Origin of the sequence: Nonomuraea polychroma (genome assembly GCF_004011505.1) — a bacterium.
Classification (GTDB): domain Bacteria; phylum Actinomycetota; class Actinomycetes; order Streptosporangiales; family Streptosporangiaceae; genus Nonomuraea; species Nonomuraea polychroma.
This window is the reverse complement of record NZ_SAUN01000001.1, coordinates 209963-231011: the sequence shown is the minus strand read 5'-3', so window position 1 is coordinate 231011 and position 21049 is coordinate 209963. Positions and strand designations below refer to the sequence as shown.

21 protein-coding genes and 2 pseudogenes are annotated in these 21049 nt (G+C 65.2%); 18 read left to right on the top strand and 5 right to left on the bottom strand.

The window, feature by feature from the left end; translation table 11 throughout:
* Positions 1 to 135: 135 nt before the first annotated feature.
* Both EDD27_RS01010 and EDD27_RS01005 read left to right on the top strand, forming a co-directional pair.
* Positions 136 to 1563, top strand: a complete 1428-nt coding sequence (locus EDD27_RS01010; RefSeq protein WP_241563790.1) for an IS1380 family transposase — start codon at positions 136 to 138, stop codon at positions 1561 to 1563.
* A 663-nt stretch (positions 1564 to 2226) separates the two neighbouring features.
* Positions 2227 to 2448: a hypothetical protein gene (locus EDD27_RS01005; RefSeq protein WP_127930630.1), complete on the top strand. Its 222-nt coding sequence runs from the start codon at positions 2227 to 2229 to the stop codon at positions 2446 to 2448.
* A gap of 28 nt (positions 2449 to 2476) precedes the next feature.
* On the opposite strand, the gene EDD27_RS01000 is transcribed toward EDD27_RS01005, so the two are convergent.
* Together EDD27_RS01000 and EDD27_RS00995 are read right to left on the bottom strand one after the other, a co-directional pair.
* Positions 2477 to 2785: a YrhB domain-containing protein gene (locus EDD27_RS01000; protein WP_164903415.1), complete on the bottom strand. Its 309-nt coding sequence runs from the start codon at positions 2783 to 2785 to the stop codon at positions 2477 to 2479.
* 13 nt (positions 2786 to 2798) lie between these two features.
* Positions 2799 to 4409 carry a toxin glutamine deamidase domain-containing protein gene (locus EDD27_RS00995; RefSeq protein WP_164903414.1) on the bottom strand — a complete coding sequence of 537 codons (1611 nt, stop codon included), beginning with the start codon at positions 4407 to 4409 and terminating at the stop codon, positions 2799 to 2801.
* 547 nt (positions 4410 to 4956) lie between these two features.
* Here EDD27_RS00995 and EDD27_RS00990 point away from each other — a divergent pair.
* The 7 genes from EDD27_RS00990 to EDD27_RS00960 all read left to right on the top strand — a co-directional run bounded on the left by EDD27_RS00990 (position 4957) and on the right by EDD27_RS00960 (position 12068).
* The gene (locus EDD27_RS00990) at positions 4957 to 6123 is read left to right on the top strand and encodes a hypothetical protein (RefSeq protein ID WP_127930627.1); all 1167 of its coding nucleotides are present in this window, start codon (positions 4957 to 4959) and stop codon (positions 6121 to 6123) included.
* Positions 6124 to 6312: 189 nt separating this feature from the next.
* Complete coding sequence (locus tag EDD27_RS00985) at positions 6313 to 8172, top strand: ADP-ribosylglycohydrolase family protein (protein ID WP_127930626.1); 1860 nt, start codon at positions 6313 to 6315, stop codon at positions 8170 to 8172.
* Positions 8173 to 8175: 3 nt separating this feature from the next.
* Positions 8176 to 8355 (top strand): ADP-ribosylglycohydrolase family protein, encoded by a 180-nt coding sequence (locus tag EDD27_RS58515; RefSeq protein ID WP_421914541.1) that lies wholly within the window; start codon positions 8176 to 8178, stop codon positions 8353 to 8355.
* Positions 8348 to 9196, top strand: coding sequence for a carbohydrate kinase family protein (locus EDD27_RS00980; protein WP_127930625.1), 849 nt, complete (start codon positions 8348 to 8350; stop codon positions 9194 to 9196). The genes EDD27_RS58515 and EDD27_RS00980 overlap by 8 nt, the downstream gene beginning before the upstream one ends.
* A gap of 139 nt (positions 9197 to 9335) precedes the next feature.
* Positions 9336 to 9920, top strand: coding sequence for a hypothetical protein (locus EDD27_RS00975; RefSeq protein WP_241563789.1), 585 nt, complete (start codon positions 9336 to 9338; stop codon positions 9918 to 9920).
* On the top strand, positions 9917 to 10900 hold the full coding sequence (locus EDD27_RS00970) for a nucleotidyl transferase AbiEii/AbiGii toxin family protein (RefSeq protein WP_127930624.1): 984 nt from the start codon (positions 9917 to 9919) through the stop codon (positions 10898 to 10900). The genes EDD27_RS00975 and EDD27_RS00970 overlap by 4 nt, the downstream gene beginning before the upstream one ends.
* 694 nt (positions 10901 to 11594) lie before the next feature.
* Entirely contained in the window at positions 11595 to 12068 is a 474-nt protein-coding gene (locus EDD27_RS00960) for an NUDIX hydrolase (RefSeq protein WP_127930623.1), read from the top strand.
* A 491-nt stretch (positions 12069 to 12559) separates the two neighbouring features.
* Here EDD27_RS00960 and EDD27_RS00955 read toward each other — a convergent pair whose 3' ends face one another.
* Together EDD27_RS00955 and EDD27_RS00950 are read right to left on the bottom strand one after the other, a co-directional pair.
* On the bottom strand, positions 12560 to 13138 hold the full coding sequence (locus EDD27_RS00955) for a dihydrofolate reductase family protein (protein ID WP_127930622.1): 579 nt from the start codon (positions 13136 to 13138) through the stop codon (positions 12560 to 12562).
* A gap of 360 nt (positions 13139 to 13498) precedes the next feature.
* Positions 13499 to 13963: a macro domain-containing protein gene (locus EDD27_RS00950; RefSeq protein WP_241563788.1), complete on the bottom strand. Its 465-nt coding sequence runs from the start codon at positions 13961 to 13963 to the stop codon at positions 13499 to 13501.
* 594 nt (positions 13964 to 14557) lie between these two features.
* On the opposite strand from EDD27_RS00950, the gene EDD27_RS00945 reads away from it, so the two are divergent.
* The 8 genes and pseudogenes from EDD27_RS00945 to EDD27_RS00920 all read left to right on the top strand — a co-directional run bounded on the left by EDD27_RS00945 (position 14558) and on the right by EDD27_RS00920 (position 18911).
* Positions 14558 to 15685: an IS630 family transposase gene (locus tag EDD27_RS00945; protein ID WP_206641188.1), complete on the top strand. Its 1128-nt coding sequence runs from the start codon at positions 14558 to 14560 to the stop codon at positions 15683 to 15685.
* A gap of 94 nt (positions 15686 to 15779) precedes the next feature.
* Complete coding sequence (locus tag EDD27_RS00940) at positions 15780 to 16655, top strand: IS481 family transposase (RefSeq protein ID WP_206641187.1); 876 nt, start codon at positions 15780 to 15782, stop codon at positions 16653 to 16655.
* A pseudogene (locus EDD27_RS00935) lies at positions 16656 to 16856 on the top strand (transposase); the annotation flags it as partial.
* Between the two features lie 7 nt (positions 16857 to 16863).
* A pseudogene (locus tag EDD27_RS00930) lies at positions 16864 to 17163 on the top strand (integrase core domain-containing protein); the annotation flags it as partial.
* Positions 17160 to 17495, top strand: a complete 336-nt coding sequence (locus EDD27_RS59170) for a DUF6339 family protein (protein ID WP_479680926.1) — start codon at positions 17160 to 17162, stop codon at positions 17493 to 17495. The pseudogene EDD27_RS00930 and the gene EDD27_RS59170, both read left to right, overlap by 4 nt.
* 155 nt (positions 17496 to 17650) lie before the next feature.
* Positions 17651 to 18148, top strand: a complete 498-nt coding sequence (locus EDD27_RS55205; protein WP_206641186.1) for a transposase — start codon at positions 17651 to 17653, stop codon at positions 18146 to 18148.
* Positions 18078 to 18485: a transposase gene (locus EDD27_RS55200; protein WP_206641185.1), complete on the top strand. Its 408-nt coding sequence runs from the start codon at positions 18078 to 18080 to the stop codon at positions 18483 to 18485. Before EDD27_RS55205 ends, EDD27_RS55200 begins: the two co-directional genes overlap by 71 nt.
* Positions 18486 to 18584: 99 nt before the next feature.
* Complete coding sequence (locus EDD27_RS00920; RefSeq protein ID WP_206641184.1) at positions 18585 to 18911, top strand: hypothetical protein; 327 nt, start codon at positions 18585 to 18587, stop codon at positions 18909 to 18911.
* Positions 18912 to 19088: 177 nt separating this feature from the next.
* On the opposite strand, the gene EDD27_RS00915 is transcribed toward EDD27_RS00920, so the two are convergent.
* Positions 19089 to 19508 carry a very short patch repair endonuclease gene (locus tag EDD27_RS00915; protein WP_127930618.1) on the bottom strand — a complete coding sequence of 140 codons (420 nt, stop codon included), beginning with the start codon at positions 19506 to 19508 and terminating at the stop codon, positions 19089 to 19091.
* Positions 19509 to 19844: 336 nt separating this feature from the next.
* Between EDD27_RS00915 and EDD27_RS00910 the strand changes: the two genes are divergently transcribed.
* Positions 19845 to 20801, top strand: a complete 957-nt coding sequence (locus EDD27_RS00910) for an HNH endonuclease (RefSeq protein WP_127930617.1) — start codon at positions 19845 to 19847, stop codon at positions 20799 to 20801.
* Positions 20802 to 21049 lie beyond the last annotated feature (248 nt).

The following is a 21049-nucleotide window of genomic DNA, read 5'->3' as shown; positions in this document are numbered from 1 at the left end:
ACTAACTTGTCCACTAACCCCAGGTATTCAACCGAGGCGGTAGCTGTCCTCTAGAACATGAGAAAAGGTGCCCCTGAACTGCAAGGATTCGGGTGTCGAAGCCATATCCACTGCAGAAGCAGGTGCACCTTTCTGGTGAGTGAGCGTACCGGGTGGGACCGGCGGTTGTCTGTTGCCGCCGATGGAAAGGGACTGGTCGGTCACGCGGGCGCGGTGCTGTTGCACAAGATCGCTGACCGGGTGGGGCTGACCGAGGCACTCGGCGGCCTGTGGCCCGACGGACAGAGTGCAACCTGGCGCGATCGCGCGCACGTGCTGGTCAGCCTGGCCGCAGCGATCGTGTGCGGCGCGCGGAGCCTGCTAGAGGCCGAGCGACTGCAAGCCCACCAGGCGGCGCTGTTCGGAGTGGCGCCGTCGGACTCCACCACCCGCCGTGCGCTGGCCAGCCTGGACGAGCCGATGCTGGCCCGCATCGCCAAGGCCCGGGCAAGGGTACGAGGCCAGGTCTGGCAGCTGCTGCACCTGCGCCCCGGCGGCTTTCCCTGGCTGAAGGTGGCCGGCAAACGGCTGCTGGGCTGGATCGTCATAGACATCGACGCCACCATCATCACCTCGGTCTCCGACAAGCACGGGGCGGCCGTCACGTTCAAGAAGACCTATGGCTTTCACCCGCTGGCCTGCTGGTGCGCCAACACCCAAGAATCGCTGGCGATGCTGCTACGTGAGGGCAACGCGGGCAGTAACACCGTCGCCGACCACCTGCGCGTGCTGAGCGAGGCCCTGGCTCAGATCCCGAACTCCTGCCGGGCCAAGATCCTCGTCCGAGTGGACGGCGCGGGCGCCACCCATGACCTGCTGACCCATCTGGAAGGGTTGAACACCACCCGCCGCACCGTGCGCTACCTGGTCGGCTGGACCATCACCACACTCGACGAGCAGGCGATCGCCCGCCTGCCCGCCACCGCCTGGGCCGACTCCCTTGATCAGAACGGCGGCCTCCAGCAGGGCTATCACGTGGCGGAGCTGACCGGCCTGAACCAGCGCAACGGCTGGCCGGAGGGCATGCGGCTGCTGGTACGCCGGGTCCGCCCCTCGGCCCGCCATCGCAAGAACCTCACCGCATTCGAGACCCGCACCGGCTGGAAGTACTCGATCATCGCCACCAACATCGGCCGTATGTGGGGCATCGCCGGCTCCCACCATCCGCAGTGGCTGGACGCTCTGGCCCGCGCACACGCGGTGGTCGAAGACCGGGTGCGCGCCGGCAAGGCGATGGGCCTGCGCAACCTGCCCAGCCAGGACTGGACCGTCAACCAAGGCTGGATCGTGGCCGCCAACCTCGGCCACGATCTGGACTGCTGGGTACGCCTACTCGCTCTACACGATCAAGACGGCCTTGAGCGCGCCGAACCGGACACCATGCGCTACCGGCTCTACCACCTGCCCGCCCGCCTGAGCGCCCACGCCCGGCGTCGCTACCTGCGGATCGAACGCACCTGGCCCTGGGCCCAGGCGTTCGTCCTGGCCTGGCAGCGCCTCACCGACCTGCCCGCCCTCGCCTGAGGGCCGGACCTCGCCGCAACGATCAGGAAGGAGCCCAGCCCCGGGCCCGTGGAACCCGGCGCCCCCGCAGCGACATGCGACGGCCCACCCCAACCGCCTCGGGGACATTACGGGCAAACTGCGGAGCCACTCACGCAACACAGCCCGCTGACGAATTGAGGCTAACACCTCTCTACTTTAGTTGAATGACAATAGCGAACTATTCTTTACCTTTATTCAAGATCGCTGTGCAATGTGAAAAAAATCACGCGAAAAAAACACGCAACCCCGTAACGCTCGCGAAGTATTGGCCGATAAGTATGGCTATAAGTGCACGCTGAAGTGGTAATTCTCATTTTCGTCACAGGTCGTCTACCTGTCGTTGCGCAGCGCGATCTTTGCCATGATGGCGCCCTGTGTTTTCACCGTCGCACAGCAGGCGGCGCGCAGGATGGGTGACCAGCCTGGGGAACGCCCGTACAGCACGAATCCAAGCCGAAGCGTCGGCCAAAGCTCAGCGTCACGCTCAGATTCGCGAGGCACGTCGCACGGCCTACCTCGAATTCCTGGAGCAGGCCCACATCAGAGGCGAGCTCTACTACAGGCTCGGTGACGTCTACATGCAGCTGACGCAACCGGACGAGCGGCGGAAGAAGCCTCAGAACTTATGTACCGCTCTGCGGGATGCCTACGATCCGCTGGCCCGATGCGCCAGACTGGTCCTCCTCGAAAGCGGAAGCGATCACTGCAAGGGTGGAACCCGTCCAGGACGCGGTCTCGGACGCCAACGAAGCGCTGTGGGACATCACACAAGGTGCCCCTGATGCACAGGCGCGCTTCAACCACGCCCACCAGGTGTTCCGCGATCGGCTACAGAGCTACACCGAAACGGCCGAACAGCCATAGGGTGTCCGTAGCTGTCGTCCCTTCGGGGTCAAAGGTTCGGGCCGGGAGATATGCCGTGTTTTGCGGCATAGGCGGAGAGCTGTTCGTCTTCTGGCGCAAAGCCGCCCATCATCCACGTATCGCCGCTGTCCTTGACCACGACGATCGGGCCATATCCCGGGCCGCGGACGTGAGAGATATCACGCGTCTCAATGTATCGGACTGTGTTCCATGGGAAAACGAAACACCATCCTAGGTCGTCCACGGACTCGTCGTCATAAAAAGCCAACGGCTCCTCGGCGGTTGAGAAGCGCGCCAGATACCGCTCGGCGAGCACTTTGGCCTGCTCGATTTCCAATTCACCCTCCTGATCAGTTCGTGCGGAGGAATTCCAGCTGAGCGAACTGCTCGGGCCTTGCCCAGGTGCCGGTCTGGCCGTCGACGAAGTATATCTTGCCGCCACGGTTCACCACATTGAAGACGTGGCCTGCCCGAGGCAGGCCCGTTTGTGGATCAACGCGCATGCCGTGGATGATCCCACGCGCGCCGTCTCCAGCCCTGAGCAACTCTGCAACTATTTCGTCATAGTCCTTGACCGGGCGGAACGACCTTCCTCCGCCAACGCTGTCCGTCACGCTGTTGGGCCAGTTGAACGGATGCGTGGGGTGGTGCGGGACTGCGGATATCGGCGCCGATCCCGATAGAACCTGGTCTACGACCACCACGCAGCTCTGGCAATTATTCGTGTATTCCCATGCTTGCGAAGAGAACTGGGGGTTCACACCCTTGAGGTCAGAGAACCTTGCGTCGAACTCCTGCTGCGTAGCGTTGCCGCCATGGCGCGTGATATTCGGATCCTGGAATGGCGACTTCACAGGCAGCCCGGGAATTGTTGGTCCCTGGCGGCGGCTGCCGTCATCGAAGCCCTTGCGGAGCCGGTTGGCGGCGGTGACTCCGCTACCCGTCCCGGCAGTGACAACGGAGAGGATGACGTCAGGAAGCAGACGGCCGAACCAGCGGGCCGGATCCTTCTGCAGAGTTTCCAGATCGATGAGGGCCTTGCCGAACTCGACCGGCTGCTGCGTAGCGAATACGGTCGTCTCTCCGACCCCGCGCAGACGGTTCAGATAGCCGAGCGGATCGGTGATCAAGCCGAGCTGCGACCAGTTCCACGCGCCCTTGAGCAGCCCCCAGGCGCCCTCGTTCGCACCCTGGACGAACGGCGCGGCCACCGTGTCGACGTATTGCTGAGCGGCCTTGCCGATCTGCGGCTGGCCCAGTTTCACGCTGAGCCGCTCCACATTGCCGGCCCAGAAGTCGCCGTACCATGCGATTCCCTTGTTGATGAAAGAGGTCGCTTGCTCGGTGAATTCTTCGACGGGAGAGCTGACTTGGCCCCGTAGATCGAGGAGGGTGGGGATCCACCCGAGGATGGGTGCGGGTGGCGCCCCGCCGGCGGTGCCCGACGCTGTCTGCGTGCCCTCCATGACCGGCTGGGACGGGGTCTTCAGGAGTTCGGCGCGGCGTCGCTGAAGGTCGGTCCGCTGGTCGAGGATCCAACTCCCGGCCATGGTGACGGCCTGACCCGAGGTGGTGGCTAGGCCCAGCCGGGACAGCACGGCGGAAAGCTGATGGCCCGCCTCCTGCCAGTCCCTTCCCACACGGCCGAATTCGGCGTCCAACGCCTGCATGAGAGCGGGAGAACCACCGACATATCCGCCGGGCGGCGGCGGAAGAGCCGCCGGAGGCGGGCGAAGGTGCGGAGCGTCAACCTTGGGCAGGTGTCCCTCGGCCGTCGCGATCTGCTCGACCGCGTCGAAGGCGCGGAGAAACGCCTGCCGTACGATCGCGTGCCGCTCGGTCAATCCCTCGTGCATTCGCGTGGCGCCGGGTCCGAGCAGTGCGCCGTCGCCGAAGAGCCGGAACGTCTGTTCCAAGGCGTTTCCCTGCTCTTCGGCTAATCGCGCGATCGTCACCAGCATCAGCTGGGCTTCTTCGGGAGGGGCCATGCGCTCCCACCTGTCGCGGTATACGGCTTGCGCTACGCAAGAGGCTAAGAACGCCGAATGTCTGGCATGTCGAGGTATTACCAATGCGCATGATCCATCCACAGATACGTGGACGAGGGCGCGTGTCCGGGACCCCAAAACTGCGCAGCCGAGCACGTCCGCTCTGGCAGGCTTCTACAGGAGATCAGTCATGAGTCGGCGCATTTGGCGGTCATGACACGTTGATCAATAGCACTCTCCGCATGCCTCCCTGAGGGAGAATGCGCAAGATCTACAATTGCAGATGTTCGGCGCTGCGGAGCTGTAGAACAGGAGGCCCATTTCCAAGTGGGGGGAAGCGGGTCGACGCCCGGTGTAAAGCCGATCGAGACGGCTTCACACCACATCGGTCGTGACGAACAGCCTGGGCCGTACAACCCCGTTGAGATGCTCGTCTACCCGGGACGGGATACCACATGCGACTCACACACATATCGAGCTGACTGTGCCAATCTTTCAGGAGGGAGAAACCCGATCTGTAGTGGCACATGACCGCTCGCTCGATCTGTTCGCGAACCGCTTCGAGCTGACCCGGCATGTCGTCACACTTCTCAACGAGGACCCACCACCAGAGCGGATCCTCTACCTGCACGGACTGGGTGGTAACGGCAAGTCCCTGCTGCTGCGTCATCTGGAGAAGCACTGCTGCCTGCGTACCGACCGGTGGGAGAACGTTCGCGACGCCCCAGACCCCGAACTGCTGGAGCGGCTGGCCGAGCACGGTCGGCAGGTGCCAGTGGCCAGGATCGACTTCGGAGCCAGGCCGGCGGGCGAGAATCGTCCGCAGGAGGCGTTCTCGGCGTTGTTCATGCTCAAACGCCAACTCGCCCTGCACGGGATCGCCACGCCACGCTTCGACTTCGCCGCCATCACCTACCTCCACAAGCTCGGCTTCGACATCGCACATCGAGTGCCCGAGCTGTTCCCTCGCGGCGAGGTCAACATCGCGTTGGACATCGCCGATGCCGTGCTGGCCCTGCCGGTTCTACGCGTGGGGCAGCAACTGTTCCAGATGCTCAACACGCGCATGGACAAGGCCTTCACCCGCCGGCGGATGCAACGCCGTCCCTCCCAGCAGGACGCGGCAAACATCTTGGCCCTGGTGCCTGAGCCGGACCTCCTGCATGAGCTGCCGCGACTGTTCGCCAAGGATCTCAACGACGCTGCCGGTGACCATGCGCGGATCGTGTTGCTCTTCGACACCCACGAGGCGTTCTTCGGCGAGGCCATCGGGGATGCCGACAGCCTGATCCACGCTGACAAGCTGATGCGCGATGAGTGGCTACGCTGCCTGCTCGGCCACCTCGATCTAGGAGCCGGGATCATCGCCATCGTGGCAGGCCGCACCCGTCCACCATGGCCATCCGCGCCCGTCTTCCCCATCCCGGAGCGCTACATCGACCATCGGCTGGTCGGCCACCTGACCACCGCGGATGCGACGCAGTACCTCACCCTGGCCGGCATTACCGATCCAGCCATGCAGGCAGCGCTGGTGAACTACGCCTCCACCGCTCCCGATGAGGTGCACCCCTACTTCCTGGGCTTGTGCGCCGACGTGGCGCTGGCCGCCGGGTCCCGTCTGGATCCTGCCGACTTCGCCACGTTGGTGGACAAGGAACGGGACTTGGCTCGCAGGTTGCTGCAGTGAACGCCTGCCGAAGCCGAGTACGGCATCCTGGCCGTGAGTGCCTGCCGCGCCTTCACCGCCGAGACCTTCCACCACCTCGGCCAGGCGCTGGACTTCCCGTGCGATCGCAGCGCCTTCAGCAAAGTGACGGCCTTCTCCTTCATCTCGCCGCTACGGGGAGGTACGGCCAGCGGATCCGGCGCGTACACCATGCACAACATCCTGCGCCGGTCACTCCAACACGTCCGCCTGGCGGAGGTGCGCCGATCCCATGAGGTACTGGCCCGGCACTACAGCAGGCGTCAGGAGTTCACCGCCGAGCTGGAGGCCGCCTACCACCTGAGCCAGCTCGACACCGCCCGAGGCGTCACGGCCTGGGTCACGCTCATGGATCGCAGCCTGGCCACAGGCCGCTTCGACCGATGCCGCGCCCTCGCAAGCCTGCTCAGCGACCTCCGCATCGACCGCGACGAGGACAAAGGCCGCTGCCTGTACCGCGTGGCCCGCGCCTACCTCGGACTCGGCCGATGGAGCCAGGCCGAAGCCCTGCTGGACGGGCTACCTCACCGGTCAGCACACGCCGAGCTGCTCCGCGCCGAAGTGGCCTTCTGCAGAGGCGACTTCGCCAAGGCCGACAATCTCGCCCAAGCGGCGTTGGCGCTCACTGAAGGGGACGCTCGGGAAGGCTTCCTGTTCCGGTTGGCCGAGATCGAGCTGTATCGAGGGCACTTCGCGGAAGGACGCCAGCACGCCACCGAGGGCATGAACGCCACGACCGATCAGGCGCCCTGGCTCAAACTTCTCGGCGAGATCGAATACTTCTCCGGCAACGTCGATCGTGCCGACACACTCATCAGCCAGGCGCTGCAGGATGTGGCTGCCCGTCCCACCCACCTGCGCGACCAGGCCCTGTACGCCGGCCTGCTGCAGGACGCAGCGCTGGTCGCCGAGGCCACCGGCGCCTGGCAGATCGCGTTGGACAGCCAGAACAAGGCCCTCGACATCCGTAAAGCGTCAGAAGATGCCCGCGGAATCGCTCAGTCCCTCCACGGGCTGGGCAAGGCCCAATGCGGTCTCGGCCTAGTGCAACAAGCCGCTCAGACTCTCGCCCAGGCCGGACGCGCAGCCCGAGATCTCGGCGACGGCCTGCTCGCGGCGAAGGTCACCCACAGCGAAGCCGACGTACGCCAGGCCAACGGCGACCATATCGGCGCGTGGCAACTGACCATCCAGGCCCTGAAAGAGTTCGAGCACCACGGCACTCCCTATGACGTGGCCTCCGCCTGCCTTTCACTGGCCCGCCTGGCGCAAGGTCGCGAACGCGTCCGCTACGCTGACCGCGGACGGCGCGCCATCGAGCGGGGTGGCTTCGGTGTCCTCGCCCAGTTGTTCCCCGACCAGGCGATCCCATCTGCGGTCCGCCTCCTCAACGGGCTCACCGGTTTCTGCTGCGGCGACGCGCTCGGCGTCCCCTGGGAGGGCAAGCCTCCCCAGGACATTCGTCTCTCCGACACCCTCACCACGCGAGAGGGCTGGCCGCTCGGCAGCACGTCAGACGACACCGAACAGCTCATCTTGCTCGCCCGGAATCTGATCGACACGGGCGGCTCAGAGGCGGCGTTTCTCACCGCCCTCGCTGCGGCGCTGCCGACCATGCGGGGAGCCGGCCCCACCACTCGGAGAGCGGTGGCGCGCTTTGAGGCAACCGGGTCACTGGTCGCCGATGGCGGAGCGACCAACGGCGCCATGATGCGCGTGTTCCCCATCGGCTGGGCCCTGCCCGCCACCGATGCCGAACGCCGCCGTGAGCTGGCCATACGAATGACGAAAACGACCCATGCTGACCCGAAGGCCATAGCCACCGCCTGCGCTGTGGCCGCTATGGGATCGTGGGCGTTCGAGGCCTGCACTGCCGAGGACTTGATCTCCGTCGCCCGAGAAGAACTCGACCACTTCAACGTCCCCTTCACTGCAGGATGGGTGCCCGATTCGAGCGGAGTGTCGCTGGATGTCATGGACACATTGGGCGCGATCCTGCATGTACTCCACCTTCACGACGAACCGGTCTAGGCAATGCGGTATGCGGTCAGCCTTGGTGGGGACACTGACACCGTGGCTGCAATCATCGGAGGCATCCTGAGTTGCCGCCAGGACTCGGCGGACATCCCCTGGGCACCACAAGTCGCTCTCCCGGCAGGGCTGGACGCGCTTGCCGAAGGGCTGTGGGCCATGCGACGGGCGGCGTATGCGTGACTTCTGGATCACCGGCCCCATCGCCTGGGACCTCGCCCTGTACGTGGACCGCATCCCCGCCAGCGGTCACTTCGTCCAAGCCGGCGAAAGCGCCGAGCGTCCAGGCGGAACCGGCGCCAATGTCGCCGTCGCACTGAGCCAGGCCGGGGCCCGTGTCCACATGGTCGGCTACGTGGGGGCCGATGCCGCAGGCCAGAACATGACGAAGACGCTCACTGCCGCCGGGGTCGACGTCGATCACGTGCAGGTGCTGCCGGGGCACACGTCCTCCGTAGTTCTGCTCATCGAACCCAACGGCGAACGGACCATCATCGGCATCCACGCCGACCTGCTGAACACCATCACGATCCCGATCGACGCCGTGGCGCCAGAAGACATCATCTATTTCGCCGCCTGGCACCACTCCTTCACCGCCGCAGCCCAAGCCATGGCAGCCGCAGGAGCGCTGGTCACCAGCGTCCCGCCGGGCACCACCCCCGCCATGCGCTACCTGATCGGATCCCGTAACGACTTCTCCGAGATCCCTGAGGAAGCCACCGCCATCGTGACCGAAGGCGCCAAAGGCGTCACCGTCTACTCACCGGGCAAGAGCGACCACTACCCGGCCATCCCAACAGACGCAGTAGACGCCACCGGAGCAGGCGACGCCTTCGCCGCCGGCCTTCTCTGGGAGATCGGCAATGGAAGACCTCTGGCCGAAGGCGTGCATCTTGGTCTCGCCTGGGCCGCTACTACTGTTCGGGCGAAGTCATCCATGCCAAACACAACTTCGGTGCGTCTGCCCGGGACGTCAGACCCACGACCTAAGGAATCGCCAAGCGCTGATCGCTTTCGCTCCTGATGATGCTACGTACACGTCGGTCCTGCACTAACCGAGGAGAAAACCCGGTCGAACCGGGCGCCGTCCGATGGAACGATGTGCGGTCACGGGGAACCGATCGCCATCCGGCCTGGAGTTCGCAGGTGTCTTCGACATCCATGTGACCGTCGCGGCCGACACCGCATTCGAGCGCCTGGCCCCCTGGGCGGCCCGCAACGGCGGAAAACTCACCCACATCATGCTCGCCCGCGGCGAGGTCCCCTCCCAGCCCATGCTCACCTTCACCGGCCGCGGCACCCTGGCCAGCCAGCGGGCCGCCGCCGCGATCAGCATGGCGCGGCTGCGTGACGACGGCTTCGACGTCGTCCGGGTCAAGATCGAGGCCGCGCCGTGGAACGATGACGTGCCGGCGAGCGCAGAGGCGGCGGCCGCGCTGGCCGCGTGCTATTTCGAGCACCACGCCAAGGTGTCGGTCCGCGACGACCCGGCGGCGCTGGCCACGATCGCCGCACGCCATTCGGCGCACGTGTCACGGAACGCCAGGCGGCTGCGTGGCGACGGCTCCCACGAGCGGTTCGTGACGCAGCGCTGCAGGAACGTCGGCCTGCCCGAGGCAAGACGGCGGTTCGACGCGCTTCTGTCGGAGTTGAGCGCGGCCGGCTTCGCGGTGCTCGAGGCCGAGCAGGAGTTCGTGGTACACGACGACAACCCCGGCATCGACAACGGCTGGATCGAGGAACGATGACGTCGCGACGGAAGCAGAAGAAGCAGCAGCCCGTGTCCGACCGGTACGACATGCCGGCGAAGCAATCACCTGACGTTCCGGTGACGTACATGCCTCTCACGCGCGGTGACGGCGTCCGCCAGCCGCGGATCTTCGATCCGGCGCTGAAGCAGTTCACCTATGCCTTCCGTGCTGGAGAGCCGGTCTTCGAGGACGAGGAGACCGGGCGGCGCTGGCGGCGGGCGCGGCGGGAGGCGATCGACCACCTGGTCGACATCGTCGCGCACTCGCCCTGGTCCGAGAACCTCGTGCTGCGCGGCAGCCTGCTGCTGGAGGCGTGGATCGGGGCCGAAGCCCGGGATCCGGGCGACCTCGACTGGGTGGTGGTGCCGCATGACGTCGAACTCGAGAGCTCGTTCACGGCGGAGATGTTCAAGGGACTCATCGGCGCCGTGGCGGACAATCCCGACGCGTCCGGCACGGTGACCCTCGACGCCACCGGCATCCGCGTCGATGACATCTGGACCTACGATCGCGTTCCGGGGCAGCGTCTGGTGTTCACCTGGCACGCCGCAGGCCTGCCGTCCGGGACCGTTCAGCTCGACTTCGTCTTCAACGAACGGCTGCCGGTCCCGCCTGTCACGGCGCTGATCCCGCGGGCGGGTGGCGGCGAGCCAACCCTCGTCCAGGCCGCCACCCCCGAGCTGTCTCTGGCCTGGAAGGTCCTCTGGCTGGCCTCCGACATATGGGCTCAGGGCAAGGACCTTTACGACGCCGTACTGCTGGCCGAGCGCGTCACGCTGCCCTATGAGCTGCTCCGGCAGGTTCTGCAGGAGGCGCTGGGCGAGCGGGAGACGGCGGGGTTCGGCCTGGACATGATTCGGAGCTGGGACGTGGACTGGGATGAGTTCCAGGTCGAGTATCCGCAGGTCCAGGGCCACGCGCACGACTGGAAGAGGCGTCTGGCGCACGCACTGACCCCGACCTTCGTCAGCCGGTGAAGACGTCTATCCAAAGACCAGATGGCATGCGCGGTTACGGATGCGGAATTCAGGAAGAGAAGGCGGAAAGAGCTCGTCGCACTTCGCGCCGATCAACGATCCCTGTCGCTTCTTGCCCTCATCTTGCCGATCAATACGCCTGGGCTCTTTCACACGATCAGCGCGAGTCGTTGAATTCCTGCGCAGGACCTGGACGGTCCCACGACGCTGAGGCGGACGCGGCACGTTGGAAGTCGCTGGTCGATGACGGTTCGCCGACGATATCGCCTTGTTCTTCGACACCTTGGGACTTTGTCTGGTCCTCGCCGAGGGTGGCGGCGTTCGAGGCACGGACGGGGACGTCGATGGCACGGCGAGCACCACGGTCCGCTGGGAAACGATTGGGCGAGGCGTCCGCATCGAGGCGACCGTCGTTTGAGGTGGGGAGCCCTTGGTGCCCCATGAACTCGACCAGATGCCGATGCCTGCGCACACCAGGAAGCCAGCAATGAGCGCCAGTCGCGTTGGGCGATCCCAGCTTCGAAGAGGGGATCGTTCTGGCGGTACCGGGGCCGAGTACCTTCGCCTCAGGGGCGCCGGCAAGGTCTACACCGTCCCCAACCTGGGCAGCTTCGTGAAGGCCGACACCGAAGCCGAATAGACCAAGGCCGCCGATGCCCTCAACGACAGGCCCTCGGCAGCGTAGGATCCGGGCGTGAGCAAGCGGATCGACTACTACAACGACCCGAGCGCGCCTGCCGCGAACAGCCTCGTCCCGTCCGTGAACGTCGTGGTCACCAATGAGGTCGGCGAGCTGTTGCTCATCCGCCGCTCCGACAACGACAACTGGGCCCTACCCGGCGGAGCCATCGACCTCGGCGAATCCATCCCTCAGGCAGCCATCAGGGAGACTCTCGAAGAGGCCGGGATCCCCTGTGAGATCACGGGCCTGATCGGTACCCACAGCGACCCCGGCCACGTCATCCACTACACGAGCAACGACGAGGTCCGGCAGGAGTTCTCCCTGGTCCTCACGGCCCGGGCCGTTAGTGGCCAGCCAACGCCGAGTACGGAGTCGAGGGAAGTGCGCTGGGTACCTCGGCACGAGGTCAGCAACTACAGCATGCACCGCTCCATGCGGCTCAGGATCAACCACTACCTCCAAGGTGGCAGTCCCCACATCGGCTGAGCCAGCCTGGGCCAATGGCGTCAAGCATCAACCGCAACATCGGCTGTCACCAGCGTACATAACCGCAGCTCAGAGGCATGCTAGATCGATGCTGGAGCAATGATCAGAACCTGTGGATGGCCCTCGGCGAGGGCGTCAAGGAACGCACCCTCCCGAGGAAGATCTGAAATCCGATAGCAAGTCTGATCGGGGCCGGCGTTGGCGTGCTGGTTCGGGAAAGTGCGCTCATGCTCAAGGTGGTTCATCGCCATGGCCTTCAAGCTCATCGAGTCCGCACAAGCCCGCTGGCGCGGTCACCCCACCCCACCTGGTCGCCCTGGTCCGCGCTGGGCAAGGTTCGAGAACGGCTAGCTCCTCGAACGACCCGATGAATCGGGAGGTGATCAGCAAGCCGCGCGATCAGGGCGACCATGAGACCGGTCGGCATGTCGGTCAGCGGGAACTTCCGGGTCAGGTTCGGCTGCTTGACGGGGTGGGGTGCATGGATGGACTCAGACATGCAGGGTGGGCCGGTAGATGAGCTCTTGGATGTTGCCGTCGAGCGTCCGGCTCTCGATCAGCTCGAGGTCGAAGTCGGCCGCACCCTGGAAGATCGGGTCCAGTCCGGTCTGACCGGTGATCACAGGGAAGAGCGTCACCTGGACGCGGTCGACCAGGCCGGCGGCCATCAGCGCCCGGTTCATCGACAGGCTGCCGTGCGAGCGCAACGGCACCTCGGACTCCTCCTTGAGCCGGGCGACGACGTCGACGGCGTCACCGCTCACGAGGGTCGCGTCCGGCCAGTCGAGGGGTCCTTCCAGTGTGGTCGACACCACCGTTGCCGGCAGGTTCCTCATCCGGGTGACCCATGGGTCACGCACCTCGGAATCCTCGGTGCTCGAGGCCAGCATCCGCGCGAACGCCCGATACGTGTTGGCCCCGAAGACCATCCGCTGCTCCTCGCCGTACAGCGAGAGGCGGTGGTTCAGGAGTTCGGGGCCTTGCTTGCCCCAGTAGCCCGTCCAGTTGCCGCTGGCGGCGCCGAAGCCGTCAAGGCTGGAAAAGACGTCGAATGTGTAGGTAGCGGCCATGATGCTCTCCTCGAGTGCGGTTGATCGCGTGTCGGGGATACAGACTGGCAACCACGGCGAAACTCATCGGCCTTGGCCAAGAAGGTGGAAGGTCAGCGTGATCGGCGACGCGGCGGGCCGGAAGAAGAGCGTGGCACGGCGATCCACAGGTCTTGACTATTCCCTGCGCCACGAGGTGCTAGATCGAGGCGACAGAGGCGCTAGATCGATGTCAGGTCTCAGGACCTGCGCGACAGATCCGGCCCTAGAGGTGAGTGACACTCCAACTAGATGATCTTCGGTTTGTCCTGTAGACGACAGTACCGCGGGTTGGTGCGAGCAGGGATGTTAAGGGCTTGGATCTCAGTAAGGCCAAGACGGTTAGGGCAGGTCGTAGACCGTGACCGCGATACCGCGCTCGGTCAGCTGCTTGAGGATAAGCGGTTCGATCTGCTCCCAAGAGCCGCCCGCGAGACCAGCGCCGATCCGAGGCATGTGGACACTCGCGTGGAGGCTCAGAGCTTCGTCGCCCAGAGTGGACAGGCAACGGTCCAGGGCGTCGTAGCGGATAGGCGGGCCGTCCTTGGTGGGCCGGATGCCGTGCTGGCCGATCATGTTCGCGACCCATAGCTCGGGCTCGACCTGCACCAGCCGGATTGCACCCAGCTGGAAGTCGTTACCAGAGCGGTGCCAGGCTCGATAGTCGGCTTCCGGCTGCGGCCAGCGCCGGGAGAGGGCAAGGACGAAGCCCTTGCCCCAGCCGCCGATGTCGTTGCACACGTGGCAGATGACCTTTGGTCCTTGGCCGTGGGGATGGGTCGCGTCGCCGGTCACGTAAGAGATCATGGTGTGGAAGGTACGCCAGCGCCCCGACATTCGTGTCCCACGCGATCGCCAACAGAAAGCGTTCTGCGGCTGCCAAGCAGCGGAAACCGGTCACGTACTGTCACTACAATGCATCTGTGGCTGCGGCTTTCGAACTTTGAACCGGGCGATCGGCTTGGTGGTCGTGCGGGCGACCCGGCGATGATCTGGCCTGCGTGGGTGATCCGGAAGGTCCCGTCGGTGTCTTCGAAGGTCACGGTCGCTCCAGCGTGGCCGATGCCGACGCGGATGCGCTGTCCGGCGATGGAGAGCTGGCCGCGGCTGCTGACGCGCCGCGGCACGCCGAGGTGTTCGGGGGCCACGTGGGGTTCGGGTCCGGCGGGGCGGGCGTCCCGGAGGCGGGCTATCTCGTCGCTGGTGAGTGGGTTGGGCAGGGTGCGCAGCGGGATGTGCCCATTGGTCAGGTGCAAGGCGCTAGATCGATGTCATGAGACCCGACAAAGGCGCTAGATCGTGTCTAGTGCTGTGACCGGAAACGATCACCGGGTTGGCGCGTAGGACGCTCCTGCCAGTTGGATGGTGCTGATCACGTTCGATCGACACTCGGGAGGCCTGGTGACGCAACCGGTCAAGGTTCGCAGGCTCACGGACCAAGAAGGGCAGAAGCTGCAGCGCATCGTGCGGCGCGGCACGATGAGCACGGTCCGCTATCGGCGGGCGATGATCCTGCTCGCCTCGGCCGGCGGCAACACCGTCCCGGTCATCGCGCGCCTGGTCCAGGCCGATGAGGACACCGTGCGCGACGTGATTCACCGTTTCAACGAGATCGGGCTGGCCTGCCTGGACCCTCAGTGGGCGGGAGGCCGTCCCCGCCTGCTGAGTTCTGACGACGAAGACTTCGTCGCGGCGACGGCCACCACGCGACCGACCAAGCTCGGCCAGCCGTTCACCCGCTGGTCCATCCGTAAGCTCCTCGACTATCTGCACCGCCTGTCCGGCCGAACCATCACCATCGGCCGGGAAGCCTTACGCACCCTGCTGGCCCGCCGCGGGATCACCTTCCAACGCACCAAGACCTGGAAAGAGTCCCCGGACCCCGACTTCGAGACCAAGCTGGACCAGATCGAGTACGCCCTGACCCAGCGGCCCGAGCGCACCTCCGCCTTCGACGAGTTCGGGCCGCTCGGCATCCGCCCCACCGCCGGAACGGGCTGGGCACCCGCGGGCGAGCCTGACCGGCTCCCGGCCACCTACCACCGCACCCACGGCGTGAGGTACTTCCACGGCTGCTACTCCGTCGGCGATGACCTGCTGTGGGGCGTCAACCACCGGCGCAAGGGCAGCGACCACACCTGGGCCGCCCTGAAGTCCATCCGCGCCGCCCGGCCGGACGGCGCCCCGATCTACGTGACCCTGGACAACCTGTCCGCGCACAAAAACCGGCGCATTCGCGCATGGGCCAGGAAACACAAACACAAGGTCATGCTGCTGTTCACACCCACGTACGCCTCCTGGGCCAACCCGATCGAAGCCCACTTCGGACCGCTGCGCCAGTTCACCCTGGCCAACTCCGACCATCCCAACCACACCGTCCAGACCCGGGCCCTGCACGCCTACCTGCGCTGGCGCAACGCCCACGCCCGCCACCCCGACGTGCTGGCCGCCCAACGCCGCGAACGCGCCCGCGTCCGAAGCGAGAAGGGCATCCGCTGGGGCGGCCGACCCCTCGCACCAGCAGCCTGAAACCTGTTACCCAACCCGATGATCGTTTCCGGTCACATCTAAAACTGACGAACATCGTTGACACCCGGGTCTCCGGCCACTACGGAGATCCTCTATGTCGAACCCGAGTCCCCCGCTCGATCGTGAGGCCAAGCGGCGCCTGGCCATCATCCGCCACGTCGAGGAGGTCACCGGCAACGTCGCGCTGACCTGCCGCTACTACGGGATCAGCCGCCAGGCCTACTACATCTGGTACCGCCGCTATCTCGCCGAGGGCGTCGACGGCCTGCGCACTCGCTCTCGAGCGCCGAAGACGAGCCCGAACGCCACCCATGTCGAAGTCGTCGAAAAGATCATCTACCTGCGGAAGAACTACCACTTCGGCCCGGAGAAGATCGCCATGTACCTCAAGCGGTACCACGACATCACCATCAGCCGTTCCGGGGTGTGGCGCATCCTCAAGCGCCTGGACATGAGCCGGCTGCCGGCCTCGCAGCGCTACAAGCGCCACGACAAGCGCTGGAAGCGGTACGAGAAGCAACTGCCCGGCCACCGCGTCCAGATCGACGTCAAGTTCATCGAGCCGATCGCCGGCACCGCTGGCCGCCGGGGCGGACGCAACAAGTACTACCAGTTCACCGCCATCGACGACTGCACCCGGCTGCGCGTGCTACGCATCTACCCGCAGGTCAACCAGAAGACCGCCATCCAGTTCGTCGACTACGTCCTACAACGCCTGCCGTTCCAGGTGGAGGTCATCCAGACCGACAATGGCGCGGAATTCCAGTCGGCCTTCCACTGGCACGTCCTGGACAAGGGCATCAACCACGTCTACATCAAGCCCCGTACGCCCCGGTTGAACGGCAAGGTCGAACGCTCACACCGCATCGACGCCGAAGAGTTCTACCAGTTGCTGGACGGGGTCGTCATCGACGACGCCGAGGTGTTCACCTGGCAGCACCACATCGCCCGCCACCAGCTCGTCGCTTGACATAGAAGCATCAACGGCCTGCTGCGCCAGTACTTTCCCAAGGGCACTGACCTGTCGCGGTGGAATGCCGAGGAGTTGGCGGCCGTTGCGTTCGCACTCAACAGCAGGCCCCGAAAGACCCTCGGATGGAAGACACCGGCAGAAGCCTTCAGCGATCATCTAAACTGGCTGCTGAACAGCAGTGTTGCGACGACCCCTTGAACCCAAGCAATACACCTCCAAGGACTACGCCGCCCTGTGCCGCCGGCTGGGCGTCACCCAGTCCATGGGAGCCGTCGGGACCAGCGCCGACAACGCCGCCTGCGAAAGCTTCCACGCCTCCCTCAAACGCGAAACGCTTCAGGGCGCACCCCACTACGGCGACGCCGCCACCTGGCGACGCGCGGTGTTTCGATGGCTGACCTGCTACAACACGCGCAGAAGGCATTCGGCCAACGGGCACCTCAGCCCCATCGCCTACGAGCACCTACACCGGCAAAGATCGAGTAGCCTGACACTGGCCGCATGACACACCCCACCGCGTGTCCACTTCTGTGGGGGAAGGCCCCAACAAGGAACGGTGGATCGCGACCGACCACCCGGCACACGTGGGCCCGAGTGTCATGGCAGGCGGTGGTGTTCGCCGGTCACGAGCACATCCTGGCCGCGCTGAGCGAGAGCGATCTCAACCAGCTTCTGGAACGCCACAGCGTCTGCGATGATCCCTCTCTCGTTCGGGAGACCGCGCAAACCGTCACCGAGCACCCCACAAATGCTTCTCACAGAGCAGTGATCCGCGACGTCACGGCCCCGCTGCGACGGTTACCTGGCAGGCCCGGACGTCTAGGCCCTCTCCCATAAGCAGGGTCCGAGGCCCGTGTCGTTCGTTGACCAACGAGACGGTCATGCGCCCGAGAGGGCGGTCCGCGGGCCTATGCCCCTGATGTCGTAGTGTGATCGAGTGAATCTGTAGCGTTATTCCTGCCTGGTGGACTCGGCTGTGCTGGGATGGCAGGGTGAGTGAACGCAAGCCGTACGCGACGGACTTATCCGATGAGCGGTGGGCCTTGATCGAGCCGGTGATCACGGCGTGGAAGGCTGCGCACCCCTCGGTCAGCGGCCATCAGGGCAAATACGAGATGCGGGAGATCGTTAACGCGATCCTGTATCAGAGCCGGACCGGCTGCCAGTGGAGCTTGCTGCCTCATGACCTGCCACCTCGCAGCGCGGTCATGTACTACTACACCGCCTGGCGTAAGGACGGCACCGACAAGGCCATCCACGACCTGCTGCGCTTGCAGGTGCGGGAGAAGAAGGGACGATTAGCCGACCCCAGCCTGGTGGTGCTCGACACCCAGAGCGCGCGCCGCGGCCGGCGTCCCCAAGGCCACGACCGGACGGGATGCGGCCAAGAAGGTACCGGGTCGCAAGCGTGGGCTGGCCGTGGATGTGCTGGGCCTGGTCATCGCGGTGGTGGTCGCGGCGGCTTCGATCCACGACAACGCCATAGGTAACGCTCTGCTGGACCGGGTCGCTGCCGCCACTGCGCCCGGGAGCGTCCAGACCGCCCTGGTCGACCAGGGGTTCAAGAACGCGGTGGTCGCCCGAGGTGCCACCCACGGCATCAACGTGAAGATCGTCGAGCGGAACCCCGCCGAGGCCGGGTTCGTCCCTCAGCCCAAGCGGTGGGGGGTGGAGCAGACCTACGGCACGATGTCCCTGCACCGGCGCCTGGTACGCGACTACGAACACGATCAGGCCAGTTCCGAGTCACGGGTGTACTGGGCGATGACCGACGTGATGTCCCGCCGGCTGACCGGCCCTTCCACCCCCGCCTGGCGCGACACGTGAGCACCCCGGACCCCCGGCGCGTGGCTGCTGGACCGGATCGACTCCCGCGAGAAGGCGCTGACCGGCCACATCGAACAGATCCAAGCTCAGATCGAGGAGTTGACCGCCCGCCTGCGGGACCTCGACCAGGACCTCGACCATCTGCGGATCACCCGCAAGACCTTGCTCGTCCTCGCCCGCGAGCCCGGTCCGGCATCCCCGCCGCCCCCGGCTCCCGCAGTGCCCGACCATCCCGCCTACCAGCAGATTCTCACCCTCATGGCCGACACCGGCCAGCCCTCACGAGCGCGTGACCTCTGCTTGGCCCTGGACCTGCCCCTGGCGCGTAAGAACATCGAGAACACCCGCGCCAAGCTCAAGCGCCTGGTCAGCCTGGGCATTCTCGTGGAGATCGAGCCGGGATTGTCCGCTGAGCCGCGTCCATAGCCCGGCAACGAGCCAATGACCAGCCCTCCTCATGCAGCACAAGCGATCAAAGGGACATCAACTCGCGAACCGCCCTCTGAGGACAGGCGAATCCGGATCACCTGGAGGATCCAAACCCGACCCGGGAGATGTGCGAGACCACCTCAGGCCAGCGGTCGAACATTGGCGTGGAACGCATCAGTGCTCTGCCCGCAATCGCATGACTTCGTCGACGATGCGATCGACTGCCTCGGACGGATCCTCGTGCTCCCAGATACGGATGACCCGCCATCCTGCCCGATGCAGGTGCTCGTTGGTGGCAAGGTCGCGGGCGATGTTCTTCGCCAGCTTCTCGGACCACCACGTGTCGTTCGCGGCAGGGCGTGTGGCGTGCTCGGGGCAGGAGTGCCAGAAACACCCGTCTATGAAGACCGCGACCTTCGCTCGTGTGAAGGCTATGTCGACCGTCCGGCGCTTCATACCAGGTATCGGCCACGCAACCCGGTACCGCAGACCACGGGCGTGCAGGAGTTTTCGTACGGAGATCTCAGGCGCGGTGTCCCTGCGTCGCTGCTTGCTCATCCGCGCCGACACGCCGGCCGAACTGGGGAAAGGCATGGAGGCCACAGGAAAACGGTATATCCCGTCTGCAACGCCTGATGCAAAGGATTGCTCTGGATGACCGAGCCGCGAGGGCTCTCTGAACCGCACTCCCGATGGGGAACACGTTCAGGTAGGGGTCGACTTGCATCGTCAGAGACCGACATGGTCACGACCGACACGGAGAACCCGGCCACGCCCCTGTGTCGGGCTCCCCTCACTGTCCGTTCGAAGTCCTGAAACACCAGTCCCCGCCAAATGAGCAAGGTTGGCCGTCCCGCCACCACGACCGATTGCCAGGATAAACCCGGCTAAACTAGCCCACTCGATCATGTAGTCTCGCGGGAGGGCGCTGTGGCGAAGAAGACGGGCGTGTTACCTGGGCAGGCTCTGTCGGATCTGAAAACCACCGTGCAGAATTACCTGGACGCCATCGACCGTGTTCAGGCGGTATCGCTCAGTCATGACTCATGGTTGGAATCCGCCGCGCAGCTCGGCTGTCTGTCGGCTGACATGCGGGACGCTGTCTCACGAGTGAACCGGGCACTCGGGATCAGGTCCGGCCAGGACGCCATCTTGCGGTACCTGCGGAACCACGTCGGCACACCTGTGCCAGCCGATGCCCTGGGCGGCGTCGCAGGAATATCTGAGTGGGCACGGCGAGTACGCGAGCTCCGGGTCGAGTCCGGTTGGCCGATCGAGTCGGGCACAAACCGCGACGACTTGCCTCACGACCACTACAGACTCGCCGCGGACAAGCCCGACACCGACCTCGCGGAGCGCTGGCGAGTCGCCAAGGCCGCACGCAACCTCAAGAAGCCAGGAGGCGGGAAGAAGTCCGGGAAGGACAGACTCCTTCACTACCTCAAGGAGATCTCACCTCGCCCCGCCGACAAGGAACAGCTGGGTTATGTCGCGAACATCCAAGAATGGCCTCGCCGGATGCGTGAACTGGAGGAAGAGGGCTGGCAGATCGTCTCGAACATCGACGATCCGAGCCTGCCACCAGGTTCATATCGGCTTCCCACTCTGATCAAGCGTCCGGCTCGTGTACGCCAGGCCATCAAGCTTCGCCACAAGATCCTCGAGCGGGACAACAAGACGTGCCAGGACTGCGGCGCCGTACCCGGTCAAGGCGTTGCGCTCCAGGTTCACCATGTCCTGCCCGTGCACCAAGGCGGTGACAACGACGAGCGCAACCTGGTGACCCTCTGCTACAACTGCCATGGAGGGAGACACGCTCTGATGGGCAGCTCACCAAAGGACGAGTTGCTTCATCCAGAGGAGGAGCCAGATCTCTTGCGGCCATAGACGGATGGATCATCCACTCCTTAGCGCTTCCTCCCACTGCCACGGCTGCACTGGCAGAACAACCCCCATTACCGGGTCGTATTCCACCTCTGCCGGAAGCAGATACTTCGACCTCAGACAGTGCTCAACGTGCCATCCGTGACCCCTGATACTGTCGGTGGCCCCCAGTACGCTGTGTGGTCGTCCACCAGCTTGCCACCTCTGGGCCTACTGGCCACAGAAACTGTGGCAGCATCGTCCCGAATGAC